General features: G+C 70.5%; 15 protein-coding genes. 9 read left to right on the top strand and 6 right to left on the bottom strand.

Translation table 11 applies throughout. The features are described 5' to 3' along the window. The 6 genes from ACILQS_RS12130 to ACILQS_RS12105 all read left to right on the top strand — a co-directional run. Window positions 1-375, top strand: a 375-nt coding sequence (locus ACILQS_RS12130) for an aldolase/citrate lyase family protein (RefSeq protein ID WP_395640387.1), incomplete at its 5' end; no start/stop codon positions are given. Then, window positions 368-844, top strand: coding sequence for an acyl-CoA thioesterase (locus tag ACILQS_RS12125; RefSeq protein ID WP_395640386.1), 477 nt, complete (start codon window positions 368-370; stop codon window positions 842-844). The genes ACILQS_RS12130 and ACILQS_RS12125, both read left to right, overlap by 8 nt. Window positions 845-871: 27 nt before the next feature. After that, window positions 872-1,630, top strand: a complete 759-nt coding sequence (locus ACILQS_RS12120) for an SDR family NAD(P)-dependent oxidoreductase (RefSeq protein WP_395640385.1) — start codon at window positions 872-874, stop codon at window positions 1,628-1,630. Window positions 1,631-1,757: 127 nt separating this feature from the next. Further along, a complete protein-coding gene (locus ACILQS_RS12115; RefSeq protein ID WP_395640384.1) occupies window positions 1,758-2,024 on the top strand; it encodes a DUF6458 family protein in 267 nt (88 codons plus the stop codon). A gap of 90 nt (window positions 2,025-2,114) precedes the next feature. Beyond that, entirely contained in the window at window positions 2,115-2,936 is an 822-nt protein-coding gene (locus ACILQS_RS12110) for a carbon-nitrogen hydrolase family protein (protein WP_395640383.1), read from the top strand. 429 nt (window positions 2,937-3,365) lie between these two features. Continuing rightward, window positions 3,366-6,338, top strand: a complete 2,973-nt coding sequence (locus ACILQS_RS12105; RefSeq protein WP_395640382.1) for an endo-1,4-beta-xylanase — start codon at window positions 3,366-3,368, stop codon at window positions 6,336-6,338. A gap of 75 nt (window positions 6,339-6,413) precedes the next feature. On the opposite strand, the gene ACILQS_RS12100 is transcribed toward ACILQS_RS12105, so the two are convergent. After that, window positions 6,414-7,235, bottom strand: a complete 822-nt coding sequence (locus ACILQS_RS12100) for a hypothetical protein (protein WP_395640381.1) — start codon at window positions 7,233-7,235, stop codon at window positions 6,414-6,416. After that, a complete protein-coding gene (locus tag ACILQS_RS12095) occupies window positions 7,232-7,573 on the bottom strand; it encodes a hypothetical protein (RefSeq protein ID WP_395640380.1) in 342 nt (113 codons plus the stop codon). Before ACILQS_RS12095 ends, ACILQS_RS12100 begins: the two co-directional genes overlap by 4 nt. A gap of 115 nt (window positions 7,574-7,688) precedes the next feature. Between ACILQS_RS12095 and ACILQS_RS12090 the strand changes: the two genes are divergently transcribed. Both ACILQS_RS12090 and ACILQS_RS12085 read left to right on the top strand, forming a co-directional pair. Beyond that, window positions 7,689-9,095 (top strand): DUF4389 domain-containing protein, encoded by a 1,407-nt coding sequence (locus tag ACILQS_RS12090; protein WP_395640379.1) that lies wholly within the window; start codon window positions 7,689-7,691, stop codon window positions 9,093-9,095. 3 nt (window positions 9,096-9,098) lie between these two features. After that, entirely contained in the window at window positions 9,099-9,233 is a 135-nt protein-coding gene (locus tag ACILQS_RS12085) for a hypothetical protein (RefSeq protein WP_395640378.1), read from the top strand. 165 nt (window positions 9,234-9,398) lie between these two features. Here ACILQS_RS12085 and ACILQS_RS12080 read toward each other — a convergent pair whose 3' ends face one another. Next, the gene (locus ACILQS_RS12080) at window positions 9,399-10,373 is read right to left on the bottom strand and encodes a carbon-nitrogen hydrolase family protein (protein WP_395640377.1); all 975 of its coding nucleotides are present in this window, start codon (window positions 10,371-10,373) and stop codon (window positions 9,399-9,401) included. Between the two features lie 176 nt (window positions 10,374-10,549). Here ACILQS_RS12080 and ACILQS_RS12075 point away from each other — a divergent pair, with 176 nt between their 5' ends. Next, entirely contained in the window at window positions 10,550-11,467 is a 918-nt protein-coding gene (locus ACILQS_RS12075) for a helix-turn-helix domain-containing protein (RefSeq protein WP_395640376.1), read from the top strand. 15 nt (window positions 11,468-11,482) lie between these two features. Here ACILQS_RS12075 and ACILQS_RS12070 read toward each other — a convergent pair whose 3' ends face one another. The 3 genes from ACILQS_RS12070 to flgK all read right to left on the bottom strand — a co-directional run. Continuing rightward, entirely contained in the window at window positions 11,483-11,863 is a 381-nt protein-coding gene (locus ACILQS_RS12070) for a flagellar assembly protein FliW (RefSeq protein ID WP_395640375.1), read from the bottom strand. Then, window positions 11,860-12,747: a flagellar hook-associated protein FlgL gene (gene flgL, locus ACILQS_RS12065; RefSeq protein ID WP_395640374.1), complete on the bottom strand. Its 888-nt coding sequence runs from the start codon at window positions 12,745-12,747 to the stop codon at window positions 11,860-11,862. Before flgL ends, ACILQS_RS12070 begins: the two co-directional genes overlap by 4 nt. Further along, the coding region (gene flgK, locus ACILQS_RS12060) for a flagellar hook-associated protein FlgK (RefSeq protein ID WP_395640373.1) at window positions 12,744-14,151 on the bottom strand (1,408 nt) is incomplete at its 5' end. The genes flgL and flgK, both read right to left, overlap by 4 nt.

Raw genomic sequence — 14,151 nt, 5'->3', positions numbered from 1 at the left:
GAGGAGTACCTGCGCTACGGCAACGACGAGGTCGTGCTGATCCCGCAGATCGAGAGTGCGCTCGCCGCCCGCAACGCCGGCGCGATCGCGGCGGTTCCGGGGGTGGATGCGCTGCTCATCGGCGCCGCCGACCTGTCGACGAGCGAAGGCACGAGCGAAGACCATCCGGATGTCGTGGCTGTCATCGCCGACGCCATTCGCGCCACGAGAGCGGTCGGCATCCCGATCGGCAACGCGGGCGGGGCGACGGCCGCGTCGGTGCAGGCCGCGGTCGACGCCGGCTACACGTTCACGATGATGAGCAACGACGCGTCGCTGCTCGGGGCCGCCGCCAAGGCGGCGCTGACGGCGGGCCGCACGGTGCGCTATGCCTGAGCCCGCGCCGACGCCGCCCCTGCGCACGACGCTCGACCTGCGTTGGGCCGACACCGACCAGTACCGGCACGTCAACAACGTCACCGCGGTCCGGCTCGCGGAGGAGGCCCGCATCCGCCTGCTCGGCCTGCCCGAGAAGCCGGAGCACTTCCCGCCCGGCGCGCCGCCCGTGCTCGCCGTGCTCGGCACCGACACCTTCACGATGACCGTGAGCCAGCGCTTCGAGTACACCGCCGAGATGCCGTACGCCGGCCAGTCGGTGCTCGCCGAGGTGTGGCTGTCGAAGATCGGCTCGCGCAGCCTCACGATGGACTGCCGGGTCGGCGACGGCGCGGGTCTCACCTACTTCATCGCGCGGGTCTCGGTCGTCATCATGGACCTGGCGGCCCACGCCCCGCGCGCGCTCACCGCGTCCGAGACCGAGCACCTGCGCGAATACCGAGGCGAACCCCTCGTCTTCCGCGACTGACCGCGACCCACCCCCAAGGAGAACCCCATGACCACCGGACTGCTCGACGGCAAGGCCGTCCTCCTCGTCGGGGCGAGCACCGGCATCGGCGTCGAAGCCGCCCGCGTGTTCGCCGAGGAGGGGGCCCGGCTCGTGCTCTCCGCCCGCTCCGGCGACGCGCTCGAAGCGATCGCCGCCGAGCTACGGAATGCCGGGCACGAGGTGACGGTCGTCGTCGGCGACGTGACGTCGGGTGCCGACGTCGCCCGCATGGTCGACGCGACCGTGGAGGCCTACGGCCGGCTCGACGGGGCGTTCAACAACGCCGGCATCGGCCAGGTCGGCCTGCTGCACGAGGTGTCGGAGGAGGACTTCGATCGCGTCATGGAGGTCAACGTCAAGGGCGTCTGGCTGTGCCTGCGCGAACAGCTGCGCGTCATGCGCGCGCAGGGCTTCGGCTCGATCGTCAACACCTCGAGCGTCGGCGGATACAAGGGCAACACCGGCCTCGGGGCGTACCAGGCCACGAAGCACGCCGTCATCGGCCTCACCCGCAGCGCCGCGCACGACAACGGGCCGCTCGGCATCCGCGTCAACTCGGTCGCCCCCGGCCCGACCCGCTCGGCGATGATCGAGGCGATGCTCGCGAAGGATCCGGCGGCGATGGACAAGCGGCTCGCCGTGATGCCGCTGCACAAGATCGGCACCGGCACCGAGGTCGCGAACGCCGCTGCCTGGCTGCTGAGCGACCGGGCGAGCCACACGACGGGGATGGTGCTGCCCGTCGAAGGCGGGATGACCGCCTGACCTGAGCATCCCTCGGTCCGGTGCATCCCCGGGATGTCAAGTCGAAGCTCCGAGACGCGCCGCTTCCTAACGTGGGGGATGGCCTCCGGGCCATTCGAGGCCCTCGGGCCCCAACGGAAGGTGACACATGAGTATCGGAACGGGCATCGTCCTCTTCGTGATCGGCGCGATCCTGGTCTTCGCGGTGAACGTCGACACGGGCACCTACGTCAACCTCGACGTCGTCGGGTACATCCTGATGGGCGCGGGACTCGTGGTCCTGATCATCGGCCTGGTGATGCTCACGCGTCGGCGTCAGGCGGTCACCACCTCGCGCACCGGGACGGACTCCGTCTCGGGCGAGCGCGTCCAGCAGCGCGTGACCGAGGTCGACGACCCGAACACGCGCCTCTAGTCGCGACAGACGCCCGGCACCTGCTGCCGGAGGAACGACGAGCCCGGTCCTCGACCGGGCTCTTCGTGCATCGCGCGTAGCCTGGGTGGCATGACGAGCCCGACCGCCCCGACGGCGATCGCGGTCGCGCAGTTCGCACCGGGGGACGACGAGGCGGCGAACCTGGTCGTGATCCGGCGCCTCGCGCAGGATGCCGCGGCTCGCGGCGCCCGGCTCGTGGTCTTCCCCGAGTACTCCGCCTACTTCACGCCCGACCTCGGGCCGGACTGGCCCGAGCATGCGCAGCCGGTCGACGGGGCGTTCGTGACGGCGCTCGCCGGGATCGCGACCGAACTCGGCATCCATCTCGTCGCCGGGATGATCGAGCAGGTCCCGGGCGACGACGCGCGGGTGTCGAACACCCTCGTCGCGCTCGACCCCGCCGGGGCCGTGGTGGCGATCTACCGCAAGATGCACCTCTACGACGCGTTCGGGATGCGCGAGAGCGACCGCATCGTCGCCGGTTCGGTCGACGCCGAGCCCTCGACCTTCGCCTTCGACGGCTTCACGGTCGGGCTCCAGACCTGCTACGACGTGCGGTTCCCCGAGGTGACGCGGCGGCTCGTCGACGCGGGCGCCGACCTCGTGCTGCTGCCGAGCGAGTGGGTGCGCGGTCCGCTCAAGGAGAGCCACTGGCGCACTCTCGTCACCGCCCGCGCGATCGAGAACACCGTGTATGTCGCCGCGGCCGACCACGCGCCGCCGATCGGGGCGGGCAACAGCATGGTCGTCGACCCGATGGGGGTCGAGCTGGTGACGGTGGGGGAGTCGACCGAGGTCGGCGTCGCGTGGATCTCACCCGCGCGGGTCGCCGAAGTGCGGCGGCTGAACCCGGCGCTCGCCCTGCGTCGGTTCCGCGTCGAACCGAGCTGACCCCGCCCGGGTCAGATCGGTGAATCGTTGACACCTCCTGAGGTGGGTGATAATTTTCGAGAAAGCGGTTTCACGCTACGAAATCTGCCCACGCTGCGATCGCTTTGGGTGCCGTCCGGCAGCCGCTCCGCACGACACGAGAACGAGGCGCAAAGATGCGTACCGCCCGGGAAGCACCCCCGACATCGTCGTGAGCTGACCCCGCTGCTGCCGCCCGAAAGGCGTCGGCGGACGATCTCACGATCCCGAACTCCCACCCGTCGTCTGACGGGCCACCAACGCAGGGCCAGCCGAACGCGCTCGCCCGATCGCGCCGACGCGGCGACCCGACCCTTCGGCGTGCGCCCGCCGTGCTCCCCGGCGCGCCCGGAAACCGGCGCGCCACGAATCCACCACCCCAACACACGAAAAGAAGTAGGAGGCATCACGATGAAGAGAACCACATCCACCTTCGCGTTCATCGCGACGTTCGCCCTGATCTTCGCGCTCCCTGCGCCGGCTTCGGCGGCACAGGGGAACGCGGAGATCTCGGTCGAAGCAGACTGGCTGGACGTCATCGGGCGCGAGGTCGACACCGATGTCGAGCCGACGTTCACCGACGGCTATCGCATCGGCTCGACCACCGCCCCGGCGGGCGCGCGCGTCGCGTTCTCCGCCGAAGAAGTCGTCGGCTTCGACCTCGTGCGGATCTACGTCGACGGCAGGTATACCGACGAGATCGACTTCACGGCAGACGCGGGCGAGTCGTACGACATCCGCTTCGTCTATCAGGAGCCCTACGACGGGGAGATCCCGGCGCTGAAGGACGTGTTTCCCGAACTCAATATGGGTGCCGGGGGCGTGAGCCGCTCGTACTTCACTCCGGGCTCGCGTTTGAACGACCTCCTGCGGAAGCACTTCACGACGATCACTGCGGGCAACGACATGAAGCCCGACGCGTTCCTGGGTCGCACACCGACGATCGGCGCGGACGGCAGGCCCGTGCTGAACTTCACGATCGCCGACCAGTACGCCGACTACGCCCAGGAGAACGGCGTCGCATTGCACGGCCACACTCTGGTCTGGCATAGCCAGACACCCGGGTGGTTCTTCCGCGAGGGCTACTCGGCCACCGCACCGCGGGTCAGCCGCGCGGTGATGCTTGACCGCATGGAGTGGTACATCAAGTCGATCGTCACCCACTACGACAGCGAGTACCCGGGAGTGATCTACGCCTGGGACGTCGTCAACGAGGCCGCGGGCGAGAACAACCGGGGGATGCGCGGGCAGTCGGGCCAGGGCACCTCGGACTGGTACACCGTCGTCGGCCCCGACTTCGTCGCGAAGGCCTTCGAGTATGCGCGCAGGTACGCCGCGCCCGGGGTGAAGCTGCTCTACAACGACTACGGGATCAACGGGCACGAGAAGCGTCAATCGGCCCTGGAGTTTCTGCTCCCGATCAAGGACGCTGGCAACATCGACGGGATCGGCGAGCAGGCCCACCACCACATCAACAACAGCGTCACCGGAGACGAGGAGACCTACCGCACGTTTGCGGAACTCTTCGGCTACCTCGAGATCACCGAGCTCGACGCGCTCAACACGGCGCAGAGCACCGGCGGCGACGTGCAGCAGGCGACCTGGTACCACGACTACTTCGCGTCGCTCACCGCGATGAAGGCGGAGGGGATCGATCTGGGGCGAGTGATCATGTGGGGGATCGGCGACTCTGACTCGTGGAAGCGCGCCGACCTCCCGCTGCTGTTCGAGCTCGGCACCTACAACCCCAAGCCCGCCTTCTGGGCGATCACCGGGGTCGAGGGCGACGGGGCGAAGAACGAGGTGAAGACGGCCGTGGCCTTCGCCGGCACTCCCGACGGATCCGGCTCCTGGGCGGGTCAGAACACCTACCCGATCGGCCGACTCGGCACCTATCAGGTCACCTACGATGCGGCGAACGCCTACTTCCGCATCGGCGGCGCGGCCGGGGCCTGGGTCGAGATGTCACTCGCCGGTCACACCCACTCGGGCGTCATCGGTGCCGATGGCACGCTCGACCTCACGGTGCCCATCTCGGGGCTCGCCGGCAGCGCCGCGTTCGACATCGGCATCGTCGATGGCGATGCCTTCGACGCCTGGAACAGCTACTTCTACACGGGTCGCAACCTCGGGGAGTCCGCCTACCAGGGCAGGTTGCAGCTGGGGTCGGGGGAGTCACGCGCCATCTCGTTCGCAGGAACACTGAACGAGGGAGCGGTGAATCCCACGCTCGAGATCTCGGTCGCCGACCCGCGGTTCAACTTCCAGACTCGCACCGAAGGGCCCATCCTCGGCACGACCGAGGTGCTGAACTCGAACATGGTGCTCGGGCTGGGATGGAACGTGGACGAAGGCACCACCGGTCTGGAATGGGAGGGGATCACCACCGCAGGCGGCAAGACGCTGCTGAGGTTCAGCGGGACGGCCCGGGCCGGCACGGTCAGCATCTCCGCGAACGCGTCGTCCTTCGGTCAGCGGGCTCAGGGCATCGCCATGAGCAACACCCTCGAGGTCGCGGTCTTCGTGCCTCTTGTCAACCGGGTCGCCCCCGCGATCTCGGGAACCGCGGTCACCGGTGCCACGCTGACGGCGGACGCGGGGGAGTGGTCGGTCGCCGACGCCGAGTTCGCGTACCAGTGGCTGCGTGACGGTGATCCGGCCGGTGCGTCGAGCACGTCGACGACCTACCAGGTGACGGATGCCGACTTCGGGCGGCGGCTCTCGGTGCGGGTCACGGCGACCGTCGACGGCCAGGAGCCGGTGACGGCGACGTCCGCCGCCGTCGCGGTGTCCGACCGAGCGACTGCAGCCCCCGGTCGCGCCGTGCTCTCGCACGACAACGGCTGGGACACCGGGCTTCAGGACGGGTCGTACAACGTCGTGATGAACCTGTGGTGGGGCCAGACCGGGTCGGCGTTGCGGCTGTTCGAGAACGGCACTCTCGTCGCCACCATCCCGCTGTCGTACGCCGGGACGGGGGCGCAGAGCGTCTCGGTCCCGGTGAGCGGGCGCGCCAACGGCACCTACGTCTACACGGGCGAGCTGGTGAATGGGAAGGGCTCGACGGCGACCGGCTCGACGACCGTCAAGGTCACCCAGGCGAACCCCGGACAACCCGTGCTCAGCGCCGACAACTGGGACGGCGATGGGGCATACACCGTCACCGCGAACATGTGGTGGGGGATGAACGCGACCTCGTACACGATCGCCGAGAACGGCGTCGTGATCGCGCAGGGCGAGCTGGGGGCGGCGACCCCTGCCGCTCAGGTGGCGAAGCTGCCGGTGACGGGAAAGCCGATCGGCTCGTACGTCTACGTCGTGGAGTTCGCCAACACGGCCGGCGCGACGTCGAGCAACCCGATCACGGTCACGGTCACCAGATGATCTGACCAGGCGTCACAGCGGACGGGGTGCGGCAGTCGCTGCGCCCCGTCCGTGGGTGCGGCCCGGGCCGGGTCGTCATCCTCGGGCGAGCCCGGTGATCGACGCGACCATCGCCGCGACGAACGCGACGCGCTGCGCCTCGGTCACCAGGTGGAGCGAGAGGTAGGGGTTGAGATCCTCCAGCTCGACGAGCATCAGCTCGCCGGACGGGGCGCGGCAGGCATCCACCCGCTGGATGCCGTGCCGGATCGGGTTCCAGGCGATGAAGCGGTCGGCGAACGCCAGGTCGTCGGGGGTGGCGGAGTAGGGCGCGAGCTCCCAGCGCTGCGTCGGGTCGGGGGCGTAGAGCGCGTACTGGAAGCGGTCGTCGACGAAGTAGAACGACACCTCGTACGCGAACGGGATGCGCGGCTGGATCAGCAGGTCGTCGTCGGCGAGCGCCCTCACCTCGGCGGCGGAGAGGAACCGCAGGCCGTGGGAGTCGGCGCCGAGCCGCGGTTTCACGGCGTACTCGTCGACGACCGGCAGCCGATCGAGATCCGTCGGCGACGACACGGTGGGAATGACCGGGTAGCCCGCGGCCCCGAGCTCGAGCAGGTACTGCTTGCCGGCTTGGTCGCCGCGGCCGGTGAGCTCGGTGAAGACCGGCATCCCGGTCGCCAGGGCCCGGTCGCGGAACGCGTCGTGCGCGGCCTGGTAGCCGAGCACCGGACCGCTGTTGCGCACCACGACGACGTCGAAGGCGTCCATCAGCGCCGCCGCATCGCGCGGGTGGCAGAGGGCGAGGTCGACGTGCTCCCGCAGCCGGCGGGTGAGGTCGACATCCTCATCGCCGTAGCGCCGACCGCGCGCCTCGTAGGCGAGATCCGTGACGAAGAGGATGCGCAGTCGCGTCATTCGGCGACCAGCAGATCGGCGGGCACCGGGAACGGCAGGTGGAAGCGTTCGGGTTCGGCGCCGACGGCGGAGGCGGCGCCGTACTCGTCGGCGATCACGGTGACGCCGCTCGTGCTGACCTCGCCGATGCGCACCGGGCGATCGGCGTAGCGGTACCGCTCGGCGAGGTACCCGATGCCGAGGTCGTCGAGGAACTCCTCCGCGTCGAGCCACGGAAGCGGCGACGTGCGCGGACGGCCGAGCAGATCGATCACGACGAAGCCGCCACCCTCCGGGGCCATCCAGCCGAGCAGCTCGCGATCGCCGCGGCGGTGCTCGATCCAGCCGGCTTCCGTCACGCATCCCAGAGTAGGCGGGGCCGTGCCCGGGTCTCGCGGGACCTATGGCCCTACGGGGGCGAGCGGGCGGCGGTCAGCCTGTTCCCATGCATCCGCACCCTCTGGAGGCCGTCAGATGTCAGCACCGGAAATCACATCCCCGTCCACGAGCCCCCGCGGCGGGTGGTTCGCCGTCGTCATCGTCGGCAGCCTCCTCGCGCTGTTCGGCGGACCCGTGCTGGGTGCGGTCGGTGCCGCGAGTTCCGTCGCCACCTCCCGCGCGGACGGCGTGGTGCTGACGCATCCGGTCCACGCCTCGGCTCCCGGATACGCCCTGACCAGTCCCTCGGCCCTCATCGAGACCTCGCTGGACCCCGCGTCGTTCCCGCAGACGTCGGTCACGCTGGCGGCCGGAGAGACCGACGGGGAGCCGGTGTTCATCGGCATCGGACCGGCGGCCGACGTCGCGGCCTACCTCGCGGACGTCCACGTCGCCGAAGTGACCGGACTGCGCGCCCGTCCGCTCGAGATCCGCACCCGCGACATTCCGGGCCAGGCACGGCCGGACTCGCCCGCCGCGCAGGACTTCTGGGTCGCGTCCGACAGCGGTTCCGGGGTCCGCGAACTCAGCTGGACCCTCGAGCCGGGTGACTGGACCGTCGTCATCATGAACGAAGACGCGTCCCCGGGTCTCGACACCCGGATCCAGGTCGGCCTGGCCGCGCCCTGGGCGGCTCCGCTCGCCACCGCCCTGATCGTCACGGCCGCCGTCGTGCTGGTCGCCGGTCTGGTGCTGATGGTCGTCGGCGTCGTCGGCTGGGGACGCCGCCAGCCGCTCACCACCGTTCGCCCCGTCGGACCGTATCCGGCGACCCTCCGCGGGGAGCTGCGGACGACGCCCTCCCGCGGGCTGTGGCTGGTCAAGTGGATCCTGATCATTCCACACGTGCTCGTGCTCGGGCTGCTCTGGATCCCCTTCGTCCTCACGACGATCGTCGCCTGGTTCGCGATCCTCATCACCGGCCGGTATCCGCGCCCGCTCTTCGCCTTCACGGTCGGATTCCTGCGGTGGGCCTGGCGGGTCGGCTTCTACGCCTACTCGGCCCTCGGGACCGACGTGTACCCGCCGTTCAGCCTCCAGCGCACGGACTACCCCGCCGACTTCGACGTCGCCTACCCGGAGCGGCTGTCGCGCGGGCTGGTGCTCGTGAAGTCCTGGCTCCTGGCGCTTCCGCACCTGCTCGTCGTCGGCATCCTGACCGGTGGTGCCGCGTGGGGCTACGGGTCGTGGCGCGACACGGGAACCGCCGGTGCCGGGGTCTCCCTGCTGGGGCTGCTCGTGCTCGTCGCGGCGGTCGTGCTGCTGTTCACCGGTCGGTATCAGCGGCCGCTCTTCGACCTCATCATGGGGCTCAACCGCTGGACGTTCCGCGTCGCCGCCTACGTGTCGCTCATGCGCGACGAGTACCCGCCGTTCCGTCTCGACCAGGGCGCGGACGAGCCGGCGGCTGCGGCACCGGCGAGCCGCGGAACGGAGAGCTGACGGATGCCGGTCATGCGCGCACTCGTCGTCGACGAATCGCTCTGGGGCAACACCGAGAAGGTGGCGCGGGCGATCGCGGGCGTGCTCGAACGGGACATGACGGTGGAGATCCACAGCTGCGACCCTCGGCATCCGTGAGTGGCTGGCCGACCTGACACCGCTGCGATCGCTCGGCTTCGACGTGCGGGCCGAGCCCGAGTCGTTCCGCGTGCACGGCGCCGCGGGCCCGCTCGTCGACGGCGAGCTGGAACGCGCGACGGCGTGGGTTCTGCGGATGCGGGGCGCGGTCGCCGCCGACTGACCTCAGGCGGAAGCGATCTCCTCCGGCACCTCCGCGGGCGGCGGCTCGGTCGCCGGGCCCTCCAGCCGCACCACCGGTCGCGGGGTGCGGTCGACCGTGAGGCGGAAGACATCCGGTCGGCTGTAGTGGCCCACCGGGTCGGCGAAGGTCTTCGCGACGGACACGGCCGAGAGGTCGAGGTCGGCGTAGGCGATGCCCTCGACGTCGGGGTCGATCGGCTCCGAGACGATGCTCCCGTCCGGCCCATAGACGAGAGCGCAGAGCTCGGGAGGCGTGGCGTCCGCCATCGCGGGATCACGCGGGAAGAGCTGGTTCGGCACGAGCACGAACACGCTCCCTTCGAGGGCGTAGGCGCGGCTGAGGGTCAGGCAGGCTCCGCCGGAGAGCTGCGGCAGCAGCGAAGTTCCCGGGGAGGTGAGCGCCGGCCAGCCCGCGACATGGATCTGCTCGTGCTGCGCGTACATCGCGAACTTCACGAGCGGTTGCATGTGCTCCCAGCAGTTGAGAGCCCCGAGGCGCCCGAGCGGGGAGTCGACGACCGCGAGGCCCGACCCGTCGCTCTCGCCGAAGAGCGTACGTTCCACGTGAGTCGGCTTGAGCTTGCGGCGGTGAAGCAGCAGCTCGCCGTCCGCGCCGATGATCGCCTGCGCCATGTAGAGCGAGCCGTGGTCGCGTTCGCTGAAGCCCAGCACGACCGAGATCTCGTGCGCTGCGGCGGCCGCCCGGATGGCGGCGATCTCGGGGCCGTCGACGGTGGGCGAGGCGCTGCGGTAGAGGGCGACGAGGGGCAGCTGCTCGAGGGCGCTCTGCCCCCAGATGAAGCCCGGGTAGCCGGGCAGCCACGTCTCAGGGAACGCCACCAGCCGAGCGCCGCCCGCCGCGGCCTGCGCGATGAGGGTGATCGTCTTCTCGGTCGTCGCGGCGAGATCGAACCAGACCGGCTCCGCCTGAACGGCGGCGACGCGGATGGATGACATGGGGGTCCTTTCGTCGGGTCGCGGAATGCGAATGGCACGCAGGCTATGTCGGCTTCGAGCCGCCCCGGCAGGCGAATCCGGCAGCCGGGTGTGCAATTCCGGCACGACGACGCAGCGAAACACGAACGTCACACGCTCGAACCGGCGACGACACGTGGGGGAGGGATCGTGGTGCGATGGTGATCCGCGCGGTGTCCTCGGTGAGCGAGTGGGAGGCGCTCGCCTCGACGACCTTCGTCCCGGTGCGCATCGAGTCCCCGGTCGAGACGTTCGCCGGAACGATGGATCACCGGGGAGACGCGGAGTGCGGGGTCACGGCGATCCGCAGCGGTGCGGGCCGGGTGGTGAGAACGGCCGAGCATCTGAACAGCTCGCCCGACGACGTGGCTCTCTTCTCGGTGCAGGTGCGCGGCTCCGGCAGCGTCCAGCAGGACGGACGCCAGGCGCGGCTCGCCCCCGGCGACGGCGTGCTGTACCTCACCCGGCGCGAATACGAACTGACCTTCCCCGAACCTGCCGAGCTGGCGATCCTGCAGGTGCCGACCGAACGGCTGGGGCTCGATGCCGACTCGCTCGCGGCGCTCGCCGCGCGTCCGCTCCGCGTCCGGCACGATGCCGCGCTGCGCACGTTCACGCGGGTCGTGCGGTCGCTCGTCACCGAGCGGCCGGTGATCGCCGAGACCGATCAGGCGCTCCGGGTCGCCACCGAACTGCTCGGCTCGGTGCTCCGACATCACCGGGCCGCCCCGGACCGGGCGCGCAGCCACGCCGCTCTGTTCGCGTCGTTCGATCGAATCGTGCACGAGCGCCTCGATGATCCGCGGCTCGACGTGACCGCGCTCGCAGGCGCCGAACGCGTCTCGGTGCGGACCGTGCACAACGTCTTCACCGAACGGAATACCACCCCGGCCGCCTACATCCGCGACGTGCGGATCCGCCGCGCGCAGCGGCTGCTCGCCGCGACCTCGTTGCCGCTGGCCGAGATCGCCGTGCGCTGCGGGAGTTCCGACGCCAGCGTGTTCAGCCGGACATTCCGCGCGGTCACGGGAGTCACCCCGAGCGACTACCGGGCGCGGTCACGCCCGCTCGGCTGATCGCGCGGCGACGCCTTACGCGGTGCGGGCCAGCCGCGCGCGAAGGGGGAAGTCCGTCCCGTCGAGGATCACCTGGGTCGCGGCTCCGGTCGAGGTGTTGACCAGCACCGGGGCGAGCAGGTTCACCACGGGACCGTCGGAGTCGAGGGTCGTCACGACGAGCACCTCGGCGTCGTCGCGCGCGCCGGCGCCGACATCCAGCAGGTGCTCCTCGGTGAAGGCCGGGGCGTAGTCGGGCACGTACATCGAGGCCTCGACGACGAACAGGCGCACGTTCGCGTCGTCGGCCGCCCGGAGCGTGTGGAGTCCCGGGGCACCCTCGATGTCGTCGAGCGCGAACTCGACGTGCGGCGAGAGGCCGGGAGGCGGGGTGACGAAGGTCAGCGTCGCGGTCACGAGAGGAACTCCAGGAGCGTCGAAGGGATGGCGCGGGCGGTGACGGAGAGGGCGGCCTGATAGGCCACCTCCTGCATCTTCAGATCGATGACGACCTGCCCCAGGTCGGCGTCCTCGAGCGCCGAGCGGCGCGATTCGAGCTCGTTCGACGACATGAGCAGGAGATCCTTCCCTCGTTCGACCTGAGCGTAGCGGCTGCCCGCGATCGAGCGTTCCGTCGAGATCGACGACAGGAACCCGTCGATGTCGCCGACGCGATCCTGCACCGGGGTCGCGGAACGGAGGTCGGCGGAGATCCGGTCGAGCAGGGCGAACACGCTCGTCGCACCCTCGCCGAACGCCGCGACCCCGTCGCCGTCGACCGTGACGCGGGAATCGCTGCCGATGCGCCGCTCCAGGGACGTGCCGGCGACGCCGGAGTGCGTGTAGGTCGCGTCGAAGGCTTCGCCGGCGAGCGAGTTGGCCGAGAAGACGCTGCGTCCGAGGTACTGGGTGTTCGCCTGCTGGAGCAGTGCATCCCGCAGAGAATCGATCTCGACGGCGAGGGCCTCACGGGACGCCGTCGACTGCGCGCCGTCGTTCGCGCCCTGGAGGGTGAGATCGCGGGCGCGACGCAGGATGTCGGTCGACGAGCCGAGCACGGTGTCGACGGTGCCGAGCCAGCCGAGGGCGTCGTTCGCGTTGCGGGAGTAGACCTCGTTGGCGCGCGCCTCGGAGCGCACCCGGAGGGCCGAGGCCGCCGCGGCGGGATCGTCGGACGGCTTGGTGAGCCGCACCCCGCTCGAGCCCTGGTCCTGCAGCCGGGCGAGGGCGGCCTGCGAGTGCGCGAGGTTGCGTTGCGCCGTCGCGGTCATCATCGAACTCGTGATCCGGTTCATCATCATCTCCCGACGAGGCCCATGCGGTTGATGAGGGTGTCGAGCATCTCGTCGACGGCCGTCATCACGCGGGCCGCGCCCTGATAGGCGTGCTGGTAGGTCATGAGCGACACGGTCTCCTCGTCGATGTCGACGCCCGCCTCCGACTGGAGGTTGGCGACGGCGCCGGCGGCGGCCTGGTCCGCGAGGGTCGAACTCGCCGTAGCGGCTCGGGAGGCCGTGCCCAAGGCGACGACGTACCGGTTCCAGAGGGCATCCGGGCCGTCGGTCGCGTCTCGGAGTTCGGCGATCGCGTCGGCGACCTGGCCGCCGGCGCCCCCCGTGGCCGGCGTCGCGGCGGCGATGGCGTCGACCGACGACGGCACCAGGGTGAGGCCGTGCGAGGCCGGCACCCCCGGGGCGAACGAGAAGAAGTCGAGATTGGTGGTCCCGTCCCGGGTGGCCCCGGTCTGGTGCAGGGCGTTGACCTTCGCGGCGAGGGAGGTGGCGACGGCGTCGAGGGCATCCAGTTGCCCGCGCAGCGGTCCGGTCGCGGAGAGGGCGGTCAGCCGCCCGGCGACCTCGCCGCCGGAGACCTCGGCCGCGACGCCGGGGTGATGCTCCCACTCGACCGACACCGGGTCGGTGCCGACGGTATCGGGGTTGAGCGTGCCCGTGACCACGAGCTTGCGCGCGGTGTCGGCGGTGACGAGGGCGTTGCCGCCGAGGATGACGTCGGCCGAGCCGTCGGGATGGCGACGCAGCGTCGACCCGGTCAGCCCGGCGAGTTCGGCCCCGAGCCGGGCCTGTTCGTCGAGGAGTTCGTTCGTCGACCCCCCGGCCGCGGCCAGCTGGGTGATCTGGGCGTTGAGGTCCGCGAACCGGACGGCCAGCTCGTTCACCTCGGAGACCGAGTCCAGCAGGTCGGAGCGCACGCTCGACCAGGTCGCCTCGACGGCGCTCGCGGTCTGCGAGAGACGGGTGACGAGGCTCCGCGCCTCCTCCAGCAGCACGCCGCGGATCGAGTCGTCGGTCGGCTGGGCCGCGACCTCCTGCCAGGCGGACCAGAAGTCGGAGAGCACGGCGGAGAGCCCGTTGTCGCCGGGTTCGGCGATCGCGGCCTCGAGCGTCGCGAAGACCGTCGTCGCGATGTAGGACTGCCCGCTGTCCGCCATCGTGGTCTGCACGCGGGTCTCGAGCAGCGTGTTCGACAGCCGCGAGACGCTGTCGATCGAGACGCCGGATCCGACCCGGAACGCCGTGTCGAGCTGGTTGGCGCCGCCCAAGGGCGCGAGGGCGCTGGTCTCGACGCGCTGGCGGGTGTACCCCGCTGTGTTGAGGTTGGCGATGTTCTGGCCGACGACATCCATGCCCGCCCGGGCAGCCCGAAGGCCCGAGGCGGCGGTCGACAGCAGGCCGAAGGTGCTGGCC

This window comes from Pseudolysinimonas sp., assembly GCF_044239695.1.
Taxonomy (GTDB): Bacteria; Actinomycetota; Actinomycetes; order Actinomycetales; family Microbacteriaceae; genus Pseudolysinimonas_A.
The sequence above is the reverse complement of the archived record's forward strand: the minus strand, read 5'-3'. Positions and strand labels throughout refer to the sequence as shown.